Origin of the sequence: Cohnella terricola, from assembly GCF_007786475.1 — a bacterium.
Classification (GTDB): Bacteria; Bacillota; Bacilli; order Paenibacillales; family Paenibacillaceae; genus Cohnella; species Cohnella terricola.
Map to the genome: position 1 here is coordinate 167611 of NZ_VNJJ01000007.1, position 16696 is coordinate 184306.

Here is a 16696-nt window from a genome sequence, read left to right on the forward strand (position 1 = left end):
TGTCCGTGTCCATGCACACTAAATACTATCCTATAAGATACGATCGCGATTGTAAATTGGCAATCCGCGTACATTTTCGCTCCGCCGCCCGAATCGGGTCGAGCGGATTCCGCGACTCAGAATTACCGCGAAGCCCAAGCTTGCAACGTAGGCAACAGCCGCTTCGCATCCTCGTACCCTTGCTCGTACAATGCTTGCAACTTTACCGGGTCGCGCTCCATTCGTCCAACCTTTAACGTCTGCTCCGGCCGAATGACGAACGCCGCTCCCGCGCGTTCTTGCTGCTCAATATAGGTCACCGTATCGTTATACACCTTGTGGCGAGTCAGCATCGTGTCCACGAATTTCGGATACTTACCATAAGCGCGGCGAACGAGCCACGCCATCCGATTCGGCGACTTGAGGTAGTCCGAATTCCGGGTCAGGATCAGAATGTTGCGCGAATATCCGTCCCGCTCGGCCTGGCGAAGCGGAATCGGGTCCGAGATTCCCCCGTCGAGATAAGGTTTTCCCTTATATTCCACGATCGGCGCGATAAAAGGCAGAGAACTCGACGCCCGAAGCGCACTCAGCAAGTCGAAGTCCGGATCGCTCTTGTAATGGTAGACCGCCTTCCCGGTCTCGCAATCGGTCGTACCGATGGCAAGCTCCTCGCTGCTGGCCGCGAACGCCTCATTATCGAACGGGGCAAGCGAATTCGGAATTTCATCGAAAATAAAGTCCATGCCGAACAACTGTCTATTCTTAAACCAATTCCTCCAAGATAGGTAACGCGGGTCCGACACCCAGTCGACGTTGACTTTCTTATTGCGCCCCTTCTGTCTGGACAGATAACTCGACGCCACGCACGCCCCGGCCGATACGCCTACTATATAAGGGAAATAAACATTCTGCTCCGCAAAATACTCCAGTACCCCGGCCGTATACACCGAGCGCATGCCCCCGCCTTCTAGAACGAGTCCAACCGATTCCATACTTCAGCCTCCTTGCCGTACAGCAACCCATTCACATCTCTTTCCATCTTTCCACACTAGCACCTCGCAAACGATCGCGCAACGTTCGATCGGCGGAGGCCGTCCGCCTCCCGTCCTTCACTAGATACCGTGCCCGCGATTCTGTACAATTAAAGAAACGAAAGGCGGTTAAAATATGACGACAATTTCTCGTATCGATAAGCTTCAGTCCTATATGGAAAACCATCAGCTCGACGCGATGCTGATTACCTCCCCCAAACACGTTTATTATTTGACGGGATTCGCCTCCGATCCTCACGAAAGGCTGCTTGCGTTGGTTCTGCCCCGTGGAGAGGAAGCGCAACTGCTCGTACCGGCTCTCGATTATGAAGCCGCCAAGGCAGCTTCTTCGGTAACGGGTATCCAAACTCACGGTGACACGGATAACGCTTATGAGATTCTAGGACGACTGCTTCCCACATCCGCTAATCGGATCGGCGTAGAAAAGGACGATCTGAGCGTCAGCCGTTTCGAAGCGATCGCCGCAGCGTTCAATGCGGAGAACTTCGCGGATATCGGCCGGCCGCTGCGCGAGATGCGCGCGATCAAGACGCCGGAGGAGGCCGAGCGGATGCGGCAAGCTGTCCGGATCGTCGAAGACGTTCTCCGCGCGGGCGTCGCCCAAGTCAAACCCGGGGTGACGGAGATCGAGCTCGTCGCCGAACTGGAATACCGAATGAAGAAGCTCGGGGCGCAAGGCCCTTCGTTTGACACGCTCGTGCTCACCGGCCCCAAGACGGCGATGCCGCACGGGCATCCAGACCATCGCAAGGTCGCCGAAGGAGAGTTGATTCTCTTCGATCTGGGCGTGTTCGCAGATGGCTATGCTTCGGATATTACCCGAACGTTCGCGGTCGGGGACATTTCGGAGGATCTGAAGCGCATCTACCAGTCCGTACTGGACGGCAACCTGAAAGCAATCGAAGCCATCCGACCGGGCATCGCTTTCGGCAGCTTGGATCGCGCCGCTCGGGATACGATCGCTGCCGCCGGTTACGGCCCGTACTTCAATCATCGGCTGGGTCACGGTCTCGGCATGGACATCCATGAGTACCCATCGATTCACGGCAACAACGAAGACATCGTGCTAGCGGGCATGACGTTTACAGTTGAACCGGGCATCTATGTACCGGGTATCGGCGGTGTCCGCATCGAGGACGACGTTCTTGTCACGGCCGACGGCGTCGAGGTGCTGACGACCTATCCGAAAGAGCTTACGATCATCGGGTAAAATAACGAAGAAAAACCTTCCGGCATCATGCAATACGCCGGAAGGTTTTTGTCGTTAGTCGTTCTTTTTCTTGCGTCTCCGCGGCTTATCTCCCTCGGACGGTTTCGGAACGACCGCCTCCGTCTTGGAAACCTGCTTCTTCCCTCTAACCTCCGCGCCGCCGCGACCGCGATCTCCGCCGTCGCGGCCCTTGCGTTTGCCATAGGATTTGCCGCCATCAGCCTCGTCGTCGATCGTTTTGTAGTTGCCCGAACGAGGCAATCCCCACATATCCAGTACCGGACCACGCCTTTTTTTCGGGGACGCGACCGAGCTCGTTTTGCTATCGGAACGCACGCCGCTTTCAGCCTTCGGCTTCTCGATCACAGGCGCCGCGCCTTTAGCCTTCTGCGTTTCTACCACGGGCGCTGGAGCTTTCGCCTTCTTTTTCCTCCGGCCTCCGCCAGAGACGACGCTGTTATAGAAGCCTCCGTCCAAGTCCACAGCCGGCGCTTCTTCGACGGCTCTTGCGCCGCCGTCATTGACTTTATGTTTGCGCCGATCCTCGCGCACGCCGCCTTTCTTGCCCGGACCTTTGCCCCCGCGGCCGCCGCCATGATCGCCGCCGACGCCGACAAACCGACCCGCGGCGTTCAGCTTCTTGCGCTTGCGCGCGGCATTGCCGCCACCGCCACCCTGGCCGCGAACGTCGACCCAGTTCACGCGTCCCGCGCTGCGCGGCTTCATGTTGACCATCTCGAAATCGATCGTATGGTCGCTCATGTTCACCCTCGACACGCGGATCTCGACCTCGTCGCCGATTCGGTAGATCTTCGACGTCCGTTCCCCGATCAACGCCATATGCAGCTCGTGGAAATGATAATAGTCGTCCGTCAGATCGCTAAGACGAATAAGGCCTTCGACCGTATTTTCCAGCTCGATGAACATCCCGAAGCTCGTGACGCCGCTGATGATACCCGTGAACTCTTCGCCGATCTTGTCGAGCATGAACTCGGCCTTCTTCAGCTTCGCCGTGTCCCGCTCCGCGTCCACCGCCACGCGTTCCCGCTCCGAGGATTGCAGCGCGATGTCCGGCATCCGGGCGTTCAAGGAATCGTAACGGTTCTCCGGCAGCGCTCCCCCGTTCTCCAGCACCTCGCGCATGACGCGATGGATCACGAGGTCGGGATAACGGCGAATCGGCGACGTGAAGTGCGAATAGTATTCCGCGGCCAACCCGAAATGCCCCAGGCTCTCCGCTTCGTATTTCGCCTGCTTCATCGATCGCAGCATCATCGTGCTCAGTACCGTTTCTTCCTTCTTGCCTCGAATCTCTTCCAGCAAAGTCTGCAGCGCCCTCGGGTGCACCGTATTTCCCTTGCCCCGGACCGCATAACCGAAGTTGCTCGCAAATTGCATGAACGTCATCAGCTTCTCGTTCGTCGGCTCTTCGTGTATCCGGTAGATGAATGGCACTTTCAGCCAGTGAAAATGTTCCGCCACCGTCTCGTTCGCCGCGAGCATGAATTCCTCGATGATCTGCTCGGCGATGGACCGTTCGCGCTTGACAATATCGACCGGCTTGCCCTCCGTGTCCACGATCACTTTCGACTCCTGGAAGTCGAAGTCGATCGCGCCACGGCGCATCCGCATATCCCGCAAGCCCAAGGCCATTTCCTTCATCAGCTTGAACGTATCGACCAGTCCCGCGTACCGCTCGGTCACTTCCTGGTCTTCTTCGTTCAATATTTTACGCACGTTCGTGTACGTCATTCTCTCTACGGTCCGAATAACGCTCGTGAACACGTCGTAACGCACCCGCTTCATCGTGCCGGGCTCGAACTCCATCTCGCAGGACATCGTCAGCCGATCCACTCGTGGGTTCAGCGAGCAGATGCCGTTGGACAGCCGATGCGGCAACATCGGGATGACGCGGTCGACCAGATAGACGCTGCAGCCCCGATTATAGGCTTCTTCGTCCAGCTTCGACTTCTCCCGCACGTAATAGCTCACGTCCGCGATATGAACGCCAAGGAGCAGATTGCCGTTAGGCAACCTTTCCACGTTCACCGCGTCGTCGAGATCCTTGGCGTCTTCTCCGTCGATCGTCACGATGACCCGGTTCCTCAAGTCCCTGCGGCCTTGCTGAACGATCTCCTCTTCCGTGATCGAATCCGGCGCGGCCTCGGCTTCCTCCAGCACGTCGCCGGGAAAGCTCTCCGGCAGGCCATGCTTGCGAATAATGCTCAGAATGTCTACGCCCGGATCATCCTTATGACCAAGGATTTCGATAATCTCGCCCTCGGCAGCCGTACGCCCTTCCGGGTAAGTAATAATGTTCACGACGACCTTCTGTCCGGTCACCGCGCCTTTGAAGTTCTCGCTTTTAATGAAGACATCCTTCGTGATTCGCTTGTCGTCCGGCTCTACGAAGCCGAAGCTATCGTGATTGTGGAACAGGCCGACGACCTGCGTCACCGCCCGCTTGACGATGCGAACGATCTCGCCCTCAAGCTTGCCGTTCTCGTTCTTCGCGGACACCCGCGCAAGCACGATATCCCCGTTCATCGTCCCTTTCATGTCGTTCGCATGAATGTACAGATCGGGATGTTCCTTATCATCCGGAATGAGGAAAGCAAAGCCCTTCGGATGGGTCTGAATGCGTCCCCGCAACAAATTCATCCGTTCCGGAACGCCGTAGCGGTCCGAACGGGTCAGCAGAATTTTGCCCTCTTGCTCCATCTCGGTCAACATCCGCAGGAATTCTTTGAATTCCGCCGCGTCCTCGATGCCGAAATGTTTCTCCAACTCTTTGTATGTCATCGGTTTATAAGCGGTCTCCCGCATAAAATTGAGCAGCTCCTGCTCCGTGCACAGCGGCATCCGTATCACCTCGTCCTACGTATAGTATGTACACATTGCGGCCTTGGCAATCGGACGAGCCTTCCACCCCGCGCGCAACCTACAAAAAAAGCAGGAAGCTCGCGCTCCCTGCCTCATCTTATCCCGTACTAGTTTTTCACGAAATAAGCAACCACCAAAGAAAGGATGAAGAAACCAACCGCCAACCCGATCGTCAGACGTTGCAGGAACAGATCGATCCCGCGAGCTTTCGTCTTCCCGAACAAGTGCTCGGCTCCGCCGGAGATTGCGCCCGACAAGCCCGCGCTCTTACCCTTCTGAAGCAATACGACCGCAATAAGTCCCAGAGAGAAGACAACCAAGATTATTTTAAGTACGACGTCCATCGCTTACACCCCCTAGATCCCGTTACAAAAACAGTATTCTCATTTTATCATAATCTCTATCCTGTTGACAACCTTCTCATCATTCTGCGAGAAAATGGCACTTCCCATGCCGGCGCCCTGCTACTCAGAAGAAATCCATCAAATAAGGGGTACGTTCCGGAACCCGACGCTCCAGCAAACGCAGACTCTCTTCCGGTCCGCTTAGCCGTCCGACGGATGCCAGCCAGGTCGGTTTTCGGCCGCCGGTCAATATCGCCACCAGCGTTTGAATGTCGCAACGAACCGTCTCCTCGCCCGCCTCCGAATCACTCAGCCGCTCCATCCGGCCCTCGCCCTCCGCGCTCCACGCAAGGCGGAACAACCCGTTGTTCCAAGGCGCATGAGCGTCTTCGAGCTTCATCACTACTGCTTCCTCGCCCACGCCCTTCTCCCATGCGTATTGCTTTGCGAATGCTTCCGCATCCACGATACGCGTCATGAAGTAGGGGATGACCTCCTGCTTGATCCTCGGATCCGCGAGCAGGAACGGAAGCGAATCATCGATCGGCGCGATTACCGTCGCTTGTCCGATCATCGAGTCATGGTTGCCAATATAGGTCCAGAGGGCCTTGCGGGCCGTCTCGTTCGTCGCCGCCATCTCGTGAACCGTCATCGTCTTGTTCTCGACATCGTAGAACACATAACCTTCGGGCTTGCCTTCCGCGTTGTAATAAACAGCCGTCGTCCCTTTTTTCTTCAGCACGCGATCCGTCCACCAGTCCGGCGTACGCGCAACGTTCCCGTTATACCGGATGGCGTAGTCCGAATAAATCCCGTCGAGCAGTTCTATGTCCAGCTTGGCCATGCGTTTGACTTGCCCCGGCGTCTCCGTCCGGGGTGGCAGTTGGCTCGCCTCGAGCGTATATTTCTTATGTTCAATCGTCAATTCGTATCCGAATTTACGGTAAAAAGCAAAAGCGAACGGATGCAGCATGCTGATCGTCTGCCCGTTGTCCCTCATGACCTTATATGCGTGCTGGATCAGTTTGCTTACGCACCCCTGTCTCCTCGCATCCGGCCACGTCGCCACGCCCGCGATGCCGCCCATCGGGATTTTCCGGCCGTGAATCCACGCTTCCAGCGGAATGATCAGCATCGCGGACATCAGCGCTCCGTTCTCGTCGAACGCTCCCCAATCCCGCTCCGGACGGAACGCTTTACGCCGGGTTTCGATATCTTGTTCCGATAATTTCATCTGAAATGCAAATTGCGACAACGCTATTCTTTCTTCGAAATCTTCCACTTTAAGCTGCCTGATCTCCATGGATTCCCGCCTCCGTTTCTTTTGCCGAACCACACCCCCTATATTACCAGATTTGGGTTTGGATTTTTTGTTGACAGTAATGTAACCATTGGTTATTATATGACCAACGGTTAGTAACCGATGGTTATAAATGATAAGGAGTTGAGGGATCCCATGTTTACAGGACATTTCGGATTGGCCGCGGGAGTTCGCGCCAAAGCGCCTGAAGTGCCGTTATGGGCGCTGATGGTAGGAACGCAATTGCTGGATATCGCCTTCGTACCGTTGCTGCTTACGGGGGCGGAAACGATGGACCAGTCTCACGGGACCGGCTACGGCGAAGCCATCATTCATGCGGATTATACGCATTCGTTGCTCGGTGCGCTCATCCTGGCATTCATCGCCGGTTGGCTGGGCAGACGTCAATGGGGCAGACGTGCGGGAGTTATTCTCGGGGCGGTCGTTTTCAGCCACTGGGTGCTCGATCTTCTCGTGCATCGCGCCGACTTGCCGCTGCTGCCGGGCAATTGGGGCAATCTGCCGCTGCTCGGCCTGGGAATATGGAAATACGAGTGGCTCTCCGCCGGACTGGAGCTTCTGCTGCTCGTCGTCGGATTTGCGATGTACGTCAGGTCCATTCCGAGAACGTCGCAAGGAAAGTCCAGGAATGCCGCATATTTATCCGCTGCCGTCTTGGGAGTATTGCTTATTCTCTTTCTGATTACGGATGTTGCGGGGTTGTTTTAGGGATTACGGTAAGTTTGACGATAGTCTAACCATTGGTTACAATGTTGGCATAGTGGAAGAGCGGGGGAATGAGGACGTGGCTACGAGACAGGAACAGAGGTCGGAAGAAACGAAAGCGAGCATTCTATCGGCAGCCGGACGATTGTTCTCTGCCAAAGGATATGAAGCCGTAACGATGAGGGAGATCGCCAAGGAAGCAGGATGCTCCCATACGACCATCTATATTTACTTCAAAGACAAAGAAGCGTTGCTGCAGCAATTGTCTCTCCCTCCGCTCCTGTCCTTGATGGATGAAATGAAGCGGCTTTCGGAAGAGGAAGTCGGGTTAGATGCCCGGCTGGAGAACCTGAGCTTGGCATTTATCGAATTCTGCTTCCACAATCGGAATACGTACAATCTCTTCATTAACGTCAAGTCCGGCAGGGTCGACAATCCGGCTCCCGAGATGGAAATCAATCGGGTTCGCGGCTCTCTATTCAATCTGCTGACGGACGCGCTTCGGAATTGCTTAAGCTTGGACCCTGCGGACGAACGATTGTTGACCTATTCGCGAATCTATTTCTTCGCTATATACGGAATCGTGGCCACTTACGCCCATTCCGAAGAAACGGTCGAAGGGCTGCTGGAGAGATTAACCCCGACCTTCCGGACGGCTTTCAAAGTGCTCATCGCCGGCTTTCGCGAAGAAATCGGGTCATAGCAAAGACGTTGTCCCCATGTATATGATTTTTCATATATATTTTTAATATTTGGGTTCAAAACGCATGTTGTATATGAAATTTCACATACATTTACTGGATTAGGGCGCTAACCCGCATATTATATATGATTTTTCACATACATTTACAAATTTCCGGCTCAAACCGCGGATTATACATGAAATTTCACATACAATTCCCCTTCGCCCTACATAGCGCCACAAAAAAGAGGCTCCCCCCATAGTCGGAACTGAGGGACAGCCTCTTTCTTTCATTCGTCCATTAAATCCAACCGCGTTCCTTAAACCAAGCGTAGTTCAGCTTGGCGCTCTCGAGCGAGGAGACATCGTAACGCTCTTGCTCGATGATGATGTATTCTACGCCAGCCGATTCGCAGGCCTTAAGCGCGGAATCCCAATCGACGGAGCCTTTGCCGATCTCCGTATCCGTGCCGTCTTCCTTGAAGTCCTTCGCGTGAACGAGGGGAAGGCGTCCAGCATACTTCTTCACGTATTCCGCCGGATCCTGTCCCGCGACTTTCACCCACCCCAGATCAAACTCCGCGAACAACAGCTCGGCGGGAATTCTCTCCATCAGGTGATCGATGACCAGTTTACCCTCAACCGGCTTGAACTCGAACGCATGGTTATGGTAACCGAAGGCCAGACCCGATTCCGTGACCAGCTTTGCCGCCTGCTCCAGCGTATCCGCCATCCGGTGCACGTCGTCGAGAGCCGGATTGTCTCCAAGCGGATACCACGGCACGATAAAACGCTTCAACCCCAGCTCCAAGCTATACTCCACTTGCTTCTTCACATTATCCCAGATCGCCGCGTCGTTCACCGTCAGACCGATATGCGCGGAAGGTGCATTCAGGCCCGCGTCGTCCAGCGCTTGACGCACTTCTTTCGCGGAATGCCCGTAATACCCGGCTAGTTCCACGTTCTTGTAGCCGATCTCGCCGATTTCTCTGATCGTGCTGAGGAAATCCTTCTCGCTGCGGTCACGAACGGAATATAATTGAATGCCCACTTGCGGTTTGCTCATGATTTTCCACCGTCCTATGGATTGGTCGTCTTCCGCCTTCTATTATAGGCTTAACCATCCGTTCCCACGATAGGAGTTTTTGTCCTCTTTGTATGCATTTTGGAGAATCCATTGCCATTTGGAACAACTTTCCTATGGGTTTCGTCGTATTAAAAGTGACAGCTAATCGGAAAGGATGGACTAACCGTATGGATCAGCCTACTCAACCGATTCAACCCGATCTACAGGAACCGCCTGCCGGGAAACCCCCGATCAAGAAACGCTTTACCAGGAAACAAATCATCTTATACAGCTCGCTCGGCGTGTTCCTTATTTTCGCATCCGTGGCGGCCTATTATATTTATTCGATTTACTCGTTCGCAGGGAAAATATACGTCGATCCCGCCAACAATCAACCGGATGTCGTCCTCCCCACGGACGGAAGCGCGCCGACGCCCATGGCCGTGATCGAGCCCCCGGAATGGGACGGCGACGAACGCATCAACATTTTACTGTTGGGCGGAGATTCGCGAGGGGTTAAGAGCAAAGCCAAGCCGCGTTCGGATACGATGATCCTCGTCTCCATCGATCCCGTCGACAAGAGCACGCACTTGTTCTCCCTGCTACGCGACACGTACGTCAGCATCCCGCAGCGCGGATCCAACCGGTTAAACGCCGCGATCGCTTTCGGCGGGCCTTTGCTCGCCATGGAGACGGTACATAACCTGCTGGATCTGCCGATCCATTATTACGTCTATACCGACTTCGAAGGCTTTATCTCGCTGATCGACGAGCTCGGCGGCATCGACTTCGAGGTCGACAAGAACATGCGACGGACCGACAACCGCGACGATCCCAAGTACAATATCAACCTGGAAAAAGGGTTGCAACACCTCGACGGATTGACCGCCCTGCAATACGTCCGTTATCGCAGCGACGCCATGTCCGACTTCGCTAGATCGGAGCGCCAGCGGAAGTTCCTGACCGCCATCGCGAGCAAGCTGAAGTCCACAACTTCGCTATTCAAGCTGCCGCAGCTCCTCAACGGCGTCGCCCCCTATATCGAGACGAATATTCCGCCCGGCGACCTGCTCAAGCTCGCTAGACTCGGCATGCAGCTCGACACGAGCAACCTTGGCGGCATCCAAATCCCGCAGATGAACGCCTTCAGAAACGAGATCATCGACGGCATGGATGTCCTCGTTCCCGATACGGAGAAGGTCAGGATCTACATCAAGGAGCAGCTTGCCGGGGAGACGACGGCTAATCTTAATCATTGAGATCAGCCGACTTATCCTTTCGTCCCGCCCTGCAGCCCGAAGCCTTTGGACATAAACCGTTGCGAAAGGATGTATAGAATCACCGAAGGCATCGCGTACAGCACGGAGAATGCCGCCAATTTGCCGTAGTCCACCATCCCGTATAGCCCGAAAAACTGGTACAGCTTCAGCGATGCCGGAAATTTCTCCGGCGTGTTGAGCAAGATGTAGGGAACGAAGAAATTGCCCCAGCTTCCGGAAAACGTGAAGATGGCGACCGTGCAAATTCCGGGAACCATGAGCGGGGCGATGATCTTGCGAAGGCCGCCGAATACGGAAGCCCCATCTACCCAGGCGGCTTCCTCCAGATCGCTCGGCACCGAATCCATGAAGTTCTTTAGCATCCAGATCCCGTACGGCAAAGCCGAAGCGACGTAGAACAGAATGACACCGAACGTGTTGTCGTACAATTTGATACTGAGGAACAGCTGATAGACAGGCACCATGACGGCCGTAATCGGCAAAGAGGTCATGAACAGGATGGTCAACATAAACGGCTTTTTGTATTTCATTTGGTATCGGGACAGCGGATATGCGGCTAGCAAGCCCAAAATGACGAGCAGGACGGCTTGGCCGAGCGACATGACGAGCCCGATTAGGAATGCGCGCTGATTTTCTCTGCTGGCGATGACATCGGCATAGTTGGCCCCGGTGAACCGCGCGGGCATTTTGAGCGATTGCATCGCGTTGGGATCGATCGACGAGACCAGCACCCATAACAGCGGAAGCAGGAAACAGACGCCGATCAACGTCAGTATCGCATACGGCAGCACCCGGTAGACCATTTTACGTTGATTCGCGTTCATAGGAAGTCTCCCTGTAGGTTTACTCTTTCATCGAGCGGATATAGAACAAGCTCAGCACGATCCCCATCAGCAGTAGCAATAGCGATATCGCGGTTCCGTAGCCAAGTTGATAATTGACGAATGCCTGGTTGTACATGAAAATCGGCAAGGTAGTCGTAGCCGTTCCCGGCCCCCCGCCGGTCATCGCATAGATCAGTCCGAATACGCCCAGCGTCTGCAGCGTCACAAGCATCATGTTGGTGGTGATGGTGCTTTTGATAAAAGGAAGAACGATCTTGATCAGAATTTGCCATCGGGATGCTCCGTCCACGACAGCCGCCTCTTCCATTTCGCTCGGCACGTCGTCGAGCGCCGCCTGGAACACGAGCATCGAGAATGCCGTACCATGCCAAATATTCCCGAGAATAATCGCAATCATCGGGACGGTATATAGCCACGTGACGGCCGGCAAACCGAAGAGAGAAAAGATGGAATTCAGCGTGCCCTCGTCTCCGAAAAAACTGTAAAGACACAGCGCGCAGACGATCTCGGGCGTCACCCAACCGGCCAGCACGATCGTCCCGATGACGCGGCGGAACATCCGATTTTTATGCTTCATCAACAGCGCGATGAGAAACCCGAGCACCTGCTGGCCAATGACGGCGGAACCGACCAGGAAAATAAGCGTGTTCCAGATGCTGACCCGGACCGTCGGGTCTTCGAACATTCGGATATAATTGTCGACGCCAATGAATTTGAGCTGCCTCGCGGATTCCCCTGTTAAGGCCAGATTCGTGAACGAATAGAAAAAAGTAAGCAAAATCGGATAAATGAAAAATACCAGCATTACGGCAACTGAAGGAAACAAAAAGTAAATCCAAGATTTGTTTTTTCTTTTCCCGCGCCCGATCTCTATCGCCAAACCGCTCATGCAGACTTCAACCTCCGCGCCCGATGTTTGGAAAAACCGCTATGCCCAAGCGGCTCCGCAACGCGAGAACCGATTGAGCATAGCCGCCTAACGTTACTTCTCTATCGTCTTGTCCGCGCCTACGATCCGAGTGACATCCTGTGCATATTTGGCCGCCGCCGCATCCGGCGCCGTCCCCGAAGCGACGGACTCGACCATCGTCTGGATTTGAGTCGACACTTCCGGATATTTGTCCTGCGCGGGCCGGAATTCGGCGTTCTTCAAATAATCGGTCGCGATTTCGTTAAACGGCATTTTGGTGTATTCCGGGTCTTTCGCGACGTCCGCCCGTACCGTGATGTTGCCGGACGCGATGACCAGCTTCTCTGTATTCTCCTTGTTCAGTGCGAATTTGATGAAGTCCCACGCCTCGTCTTTGTGCTGGGCATTCTTCGGAATCGACAGCGCCCAGCCTCCGGCCAGCGTAATGGAGCCGGGTGCCTGCCCTTTGCTCGTCGGCATAGGCGCAAAGCCAAGCACGTCTTTGTATTCCGGCCATGGAGCGGCGCCGTTCTCCAAGTAGTTGCCCGGGATCCAGGAGCCGTCCAGCGATATCGCCAGTTTGCCTTTCGGCAAGTATTCGCGGGAGGAAGTGTTGCCGGCTTGACCGTTCAGCACTTTGGACAGCGGCGGCCCCAGCTTCTCCTTGTTCACGGTCGCGACGAAATTAAGCGCGTCCAGGATTCCCTGACTTTTTACGATCCATTTACCGCTCTTGTCGTCGTACAGTCTTTCCCCCGCTCCATAGAGGAGCATTTCATAGGTTTGCATGGAGGTTGCTTCGCCCGTCGCCTTGCCCATGTTCATCCAGATCGGAACGACGTCGCTTCCCGCTTTTTGCTGGACCGTTCTCGCGGCGTCCAACACTTCATCCCACGTTTTCGGCACCCAGTTTTCCGGAAGACCGACTTGTTTGAAAATGTTCTTGTTGTACCAAAGTCCCCTCGAGTCGGTATTGTAGGGAACCCCGTATATTTTGCCGTCGCTCGCGGTCACGCCTTTCTTCATCGCTTCGATGAAGGAGCCGTTCGTCCAGTCGGACCAGTCTTTCAGCCTATCGTCGAGCGGCGACAAATATCCGGCGCTAGCATCCGAATTGATCATGAAGGTGTCTTCGGTTACGATATCCGGCGCCGTATCTTTCGATTTCAACGCCAGGGCAATCTTGGCAAAATAGTCCCCTTCGGACGCCTGGATCGGCGTCTGCTTGATTTCCACTTTGTCGTTCGAATACTTGGCCGCAACGTCTTTAAGCCATTTGTAGAGCGTCCCGTTCTCCCCTGCGCCGTCATCCCGATAGGTGATCGTAATCGTTTTTTTGGTGCCACCAGATTTGCTGTCGGAACATCCGGCAAGCAAAATGGAACCGCATACAACTGTCGTAATCGCAAATAAGAGTGCCCGTCTGCCGTTTGCCACTAGATTTCCCTCCCATTAAAAAGTTGGCAAAGCCTGAAGTAACCCTATTGTAACGTTTCGTATCGTTTAAAGGTGTCGATTCGTATCGCTAGGACAGGGAAATGTTTTGTCGAAAAGACAGGGAGGCACCTGCCGCATTTATTAGATTTTCTTAGGAAAATATACAATTTTTATTTATTTATTCGCTTGTAATTTGTTCCAATCGCAGTTAAGTTGGTTTTAAGGAGGGGATTTACCTGTCGAACAGATTTGCCCGAACACGATACTTATCCATCTGCGCCCTCGTCCTCGGCATCGTCGCCCTGACCGGCTGCAAAGACGAGCCTAAAGGCGGCTTGGAGGCCTTCGATCCCAACGAACCCGTCAAACTCAAAATCATGTTCCCCAACGAAAACTACTTTCATCAGAGATTCGGGTCTCTGCTTAGCATGAAATATCCGAATATTGAATTCGAAGTGATCGAGCCCGTTGCCGTCAACGGCGTGACGACGAAGGAGGATAGAGTCCAACAAGTAAAAGAGAAGCAGCCGGATATTTTGTTGCTGAGTTCCCCTCTGTACGAAGAGTTTGTCGCCAATGGAAGCTTGATGGAGCTTGAATCTGTTATCAAGCAAGACAACTTTGATTTAAGCGATATTTATCCTTCGGTCATCGACTTGTTAAGAGAGGGAGGAAACGGGAAACTGTACGGACTGGCGCCAGAATTCTCGGCGGACGCACTTTTCTATAACGCGGACTTGTTTCGGAAGTACGGCGTCGAGATGCCTACGAACCGGATGTCTTGGGACGACGTGTTGCAGTTGGCGCGGAGATTCCCGGCAGAGGGGAGCGAACAAGAGCGAATATACGGCTACCAAACGGGAATCGCGCAAAGCGTTTGCGATCTGATCCTGGAGGTAGGCAACACGCTCGGGTTGACACCGGTTAGTCCGGACGGACGCAATCTCCTGATCGATTCGGATCGTTGGAGAAAAGTGATCGAATCCGTGTTGAATGCCTATCAATCGGATACATTACTTGTAGCCAAGGGAACAACTACGCTGGAATTATTGCAGAGCAGTATCTTCCAGATCGAGAACGATCCATTCCTGAACGGCCGGGTCGCCATGATGAAAGACGGGTACAACTTCTATTCGAAGATCGAGCAGGGAAAGAGACTGATCCAGAATTACCGACCGTTCGAATGGGGAGTCGTTACGGTTCCGGTCGACCCTGAGAATCCGGACAAAACGGATGCCATTTTTCTCTCCTCGATCTATGCGATCAACAGCAAATCATCTCATCAGAGAGCGGCATGGGAAGTGGTCAAATATATTAATGGCGAAGAAGTCGCGAAGCTCGAATCCCGTTTGGAGCACGCTCAAATCCCCTCTCGCCAAGCCTACGCGCAAGCAAAGCCGGAGTTCGACGTTGAACCGTTTTTCGCCTTAAAGCCCGCCGTCAAGCGGTGGAGCGATAACCAACTTCCGTCCGGCTTTAATGAGTCGTTCCGCGCGCTCGTTACGGAAGAGCTCGATCTTGTCTGCGAGGGCAAGAAATCTTTAGACGAAGCGATCTCCTCCATACAAACCAATGGCCAACTTCTGTTAGTGCATAAGTAACATAAAAAGGACGGACCGCGCATAAGCGCAAGGGTCCGTCCTTCTTGTCGTCGTGATGTCTGACCAAGTTGTCTATATATCTTACTTCAGGTTGTTGAGGTTATAGAACGCCGCTTTGCCCGCGTATTTCGCAGTGGAGCCCAGGCGATCTTCGATGCGAAGCAGTTGGTTGTATTTCGCGACGCGGTCCGTACGGGAAGGCGCGCCCGTCTTGATTTGACCTGCGTTCGTCGCAACCGCGATGTCCGCAATCGTGCTGTCTTCGGATTCGCCGGAACGGTGGGAGATAACGGCCGTGTAGCCAGCGCGTTTCGCCATCTCGATCGCGTCGAAAGTCTCGGTCAAGGAACCGATTTGGTTCACTTTAACGAGGATGGAGTTGCCTACGCCCTTCTCGATGCCGTCGGCCAGACGCTCGGTGTTCGTTACGAACAGATCGTCGCCTACGAGTTGAACTTTGCCGCCGAGCTTATCGGTCAACAACTTCCAGCCTTCCCAGTCGTCTTCGGAGCAGCCGTCTTCGATCGTGATGATCGGGTATTTGTCTACCCAGCTAGCAAGCAGGTCCACGAACTCAGCCGGCGTGAAGGATTTGCCTTCGCCCTCGAGGTGGTATTTGCCGTCTTTGAAAAACTCGGTGGAAGCAACGTCCATGCCGAGGAAGATGTCTTCGCCCGGTTTGTAGCCGGCTTGCTTGATCGCTTCGATGATCGTCGACAGCGCTTCTTCATTGGAACCGAGGTTCGGAGCGAAGCCGCCTTCGTCGCCGACAGCAGTGTTCAAGCCTTTTGCTTTCAATACGGCTTTAAGCGCATGGAAGATTTCGGTGCCCGCACGCAGAGCTTCGGAGAAAGTCGGCAAGCCTACTGGCAGAACCATGAATTCTTGCACGTCGACGTTGTTGTCAGCGTGAGCGCCGCCGTTGACGATGTTCATCATCGGTACTGGCAATGTTTTCGCGTTGAAGCCGCCCAGGTATGTGTACAAAGGAACGTCCAGCGCTTCGGCAGCCGCGCGAGCGACGGCCATCGATACCGCGAGAATCGCGTTAGCGCCCAGCTTGCCTTTGTTCGGCGTGCCGTCGAGCTCAAGCATTTTTTGGTCGATTTCGACTTGGTCGAGGGCATCGTAGCCGATGATTTCCGGCGCGATGATCGAGTTTACGTTTTCTACTGCTTTCAGAACGCCTTTGCCCAAGTAACGGCTTTTGTCACCGTCGCGAAGCTCGACAGCTTCGTATGCGCCGGTAGAGGCGCCGGACGGAACGATCGCGCTGCCAAGGGCACCGGATTCCAAGCGAACTTCGACTTCAACTGTAGGGTTGCCGCGGGAGTCCAATACTTCGCGTGCATATACGTCGGTAATCATCGTCATGAGT

The 16696-nt window shown here is 54.3% G+C and carries 14 protein-coding genes; 5 read left to right on the forward strand and 9 right to left on the reverse strand.

Going from position 1 to position 16696, the window contains the following annotated elements; genetic code table 11:
- Positions 1–122 precede the first annotated feature (122 nt).
- A complete protein-coding gene (locus FPZ45_RS14465) occupies positions 123–974 on the reverse strand; it encodes a patatin-like phospholipase family protein (protein ID WP_144703031.1) in 852 nt (283 codons plus the stop codon).
- Between the two features lie 175 nt (positions 975–1149).
- Between FPZ45_RS14465 and FPZ45_RS14470 the strand changes: the two genes are divergently transcribed.
- Entirely contained in the window at positions 1150–2244 is a 1095-nt protein-coding gene (locus FPZ45_RS14470; protein ID WP_144703034.1) for a M24 family metallopeptidase, read from the forward strand.
- A gap of 54 nt (positions 2245–2298) precedes the next feature.
- Here FPZ45_RS14470 and rnr read toward each other — a convergent pair whose 3' ends face one another.
- The 3 genes from rnr to FPZ45_RS14485 form a co-directional block, all read right to left on the reverse strand.
- The gene (gene rnr, locus FPZ45_RS14475) at positions 2299–5100 is read right to left on the reverse strand and encodes a ribonuclease R (protein WP_186438408.1); all 2802 of its coding nucleotides are present in this window, start codon (positions 5098–5100) and stop codon (positions 2299–2301) included.
- Positions 5101–5234: 134 nt separating this feature from the next.
- Positions 5235–5471 carry a preprotein translocase subunit SecG gene (gene secG, locus FPZ45_RS14480; RefSeq protein WP_144703040.1) on the reverse strand — a complete coding sequence of 79 codons (237 nt, stop codon included), beginning with the start codon at positions 5469–5471 and terminating at the stop codon, positions 5235–5237.
- Positions 5472–5595: 124 nt separating this feature from the next.
- Positions 5596–6774 carry a GNAT family N-acetyltransferase gene (locus tag FPZ45_RS14485; protein ID WP_186438407.1) on the reverse strand — a complete coding sequence of 393 codons (1179 nt, stop codon included), beginning with the start codon at positions 6772–6774 and terminating at the stop codon, positions 5596–5598.
- A gap of 153 nt (positions 6775–6927) precedes the next feature.
- Between FPZ45_RS14485 and FPZ45_RS14490 the strand changes: the two genes are divergently transcribed.
- Positions 6928–7500, forward strand: coding sequence for a metal-dependent hydrolase (locus FPZ45_RS14490; RefSeq protein ID WP_144703046.1), 573 nt, complete (start codon positions 6928–6930; stop codon positions 7498–7500).
- 76 nt (positions 7501–7576) lie between these two features.
- Entirely contained in the window at positions 7577–8200 is a 624-nt protein-coding gene (locus FPZ45_RS14495; protein ID WP_144703049.1) for a TetR/AcrR family transcriptional regulator, read from the forward strand.
- Positions 8201–8480: 280 nt separating this feature from the next.
- Here FPZ45_RS14495 and FPZ45_RS14500 read toward each other — a convergent pair whose 3' ends face one another.
- Positions 8481–9245 (reverse strand): sugar phosphate isomerase/epimerase family protein, encoded by a 765-nt coding sequence (locus FPZ45_RS14500; RefSeq protein ID WP_144703052.1) that lies wholly within the window; start codon positions 9243–9245, stop codon positions 8481–8483.
- 188 nt (positions 9246–9433) lie between these two features.
- Here FPZ45_RS14500 and FPZ45_RS14505 point away from each other — a divergent pair, with 188 nt between their 5' ends.
- The gene (locus tag FPZ45_RS14505; protein ID WP_144703054.1) at positions 9434–10504 is read left to right on the forward strand and encodes an LCP family protein; all 1071 of its coding nucleotides are present in this window, start codon (positions 9434–9436) and stop codon (positions 10502–10504) included.
- A gap of 11 nt (positions 10505–10515) precedes the next feature.
- On the opposite strand, the gene FPZ45_RS14510 is transcribed toward FPZ45_RS14505, so the two are convergent.
- From FPZ45_RS14510 to FPZ45_RS14520, 3 genes are all read right to left on the reverse strand, one after another.
- Positions 10516–11349 carry a carbohydrate ABC transporter permease gene (locus FPZ45_RS14510; RefSeq protein ID WP_144703057.1) on the reverse strand — a complete coding sequence of 278 codons (834 nt, stop codon included), beginning with the start codon at positions 11347–11349 and terminating at the stop codon, positions 10516–10518.
- 19 nt (positions 11350–11368) lie between these two features.
- Complete coding sequence (locus FPZ45_RS14515; protein ID WP_144703060.1) at positions 11369–12259, reverse strand: carbohydrate ABC transporter permease; 891 nt, start codon at positions 12257–12259, stop codon at positions 11369–11371.
- A 93-nt stretch (positions 12260–12352) separates the two neighbouring features.
- Positions 12353–13717 (reverse strand): ABC transporter substrate-binding protein, encoded by a 1365-nt coding sequence (locus FPZ45_RS14520; protein WP_144703063.1) that lies wholly within the window; start codon positions 13715–13717, stop codon positions 12353–12355.
- Positions 13718–14052: 335 nt separating this feature from the next.
- Between FPZ45_RS14520 and FPZ45_RS14525 the strand changes: the two genes are divergently transcribed.
- The gene (locus FPZ45_RS14525; protein WP_144703066.1) at positions 14053–15318 is read left to right on the forward strand and encodes an ABC transporter substrate-binding protein; all 1266 of its coding nucleotides are present in this window, start codon (positions 14053–14055) and stop codon (positions 15316–15318) included.
- An 81-nt stretch (positions 15319–15399) separates the two neighbouring features.
- Here FPZ45_RS14525 and eno read toward each other — a convergent pair whose 3' ends face one another.
- Entirely contained in the window at positions 15400–16692 is a 1293-nt protein-coding gene (gene eno, locus FPZ45_RS14530) for a phosphopyruvate hydratase (protein WP_144703069.1), read from the reverse strand.
- Positions 16693–16696 lie beyond the last annotated feature (4 nt).

Coding starts and splice junctions, on each gene's coding strand:
- FPZ45_RS14485 (WP_186438407.1), bottom strand. CDS start 6,774: ATGGAGATCAGGCAGCTTAAAGTGGAAGATTTCGAAGAAAGAATAGCG.
- FPZ45_RS14515 (WP_144703060.1), bottom strand. CDS start 12,259: ATGAGCGGTTTGGCGATAGAGATCGGGCGCGGGAAAAGAAAAAACAAA.
- FPZ45_RS14505 (WP_144703054.1), top strand. CDS start 9,434: ATGGATCAGCCTACTCAACCGATTCAACCCGATCTACAGGAACCGCCT.
- FPZ45_RS14500 (WP_144703052.1), bottom strand. CDS start 9,245: ATGAGCAAACCGCAAGTGGGCATTCAATTATATTCCGTTCGTGACCGC.
- FPZ45_RS14490 (WP_144703046.1), top strand. CDS start 6,928: ATGTTTACAGGACATTTCGGATTGGCCGCGGGAGTTCGCGCCAAAGCG.
- FPZ45_RS14465 (WP_144703031.1), bottom strand. CDS start 974: ATGGAATCGGTTGGACTCGTTCTAGAAGGCGGGGGCATGCGCTCGGTG.
- FPZ45_RS14510 (WP_144703057.1), bottom strand. CDS start 11,349: ATGAACGCGAATCAACGTAAAATGGTCTACCGGGTGCTGCCGTATGCG.
- secG (WP_144703040.1), bottom strand. CDS start 5,471: ATGGACGTCGTACTTAAAATAATCTTGGTTGTCTTCTCTCTGGGACTT.
- eno (WP_144703069.1), bottom strand. CDS start 16,692: ATGACGATGATTACCGACGTATATGCACGCGAAGTATTGGACTCCCGC.
- FPZ45_RS14470 (WP_144703034.1), top strand. CDS start 1,150: ATGACGACAATTTCTCGTATCGATAAGCTTCAGTCCTATATGGAAAAC.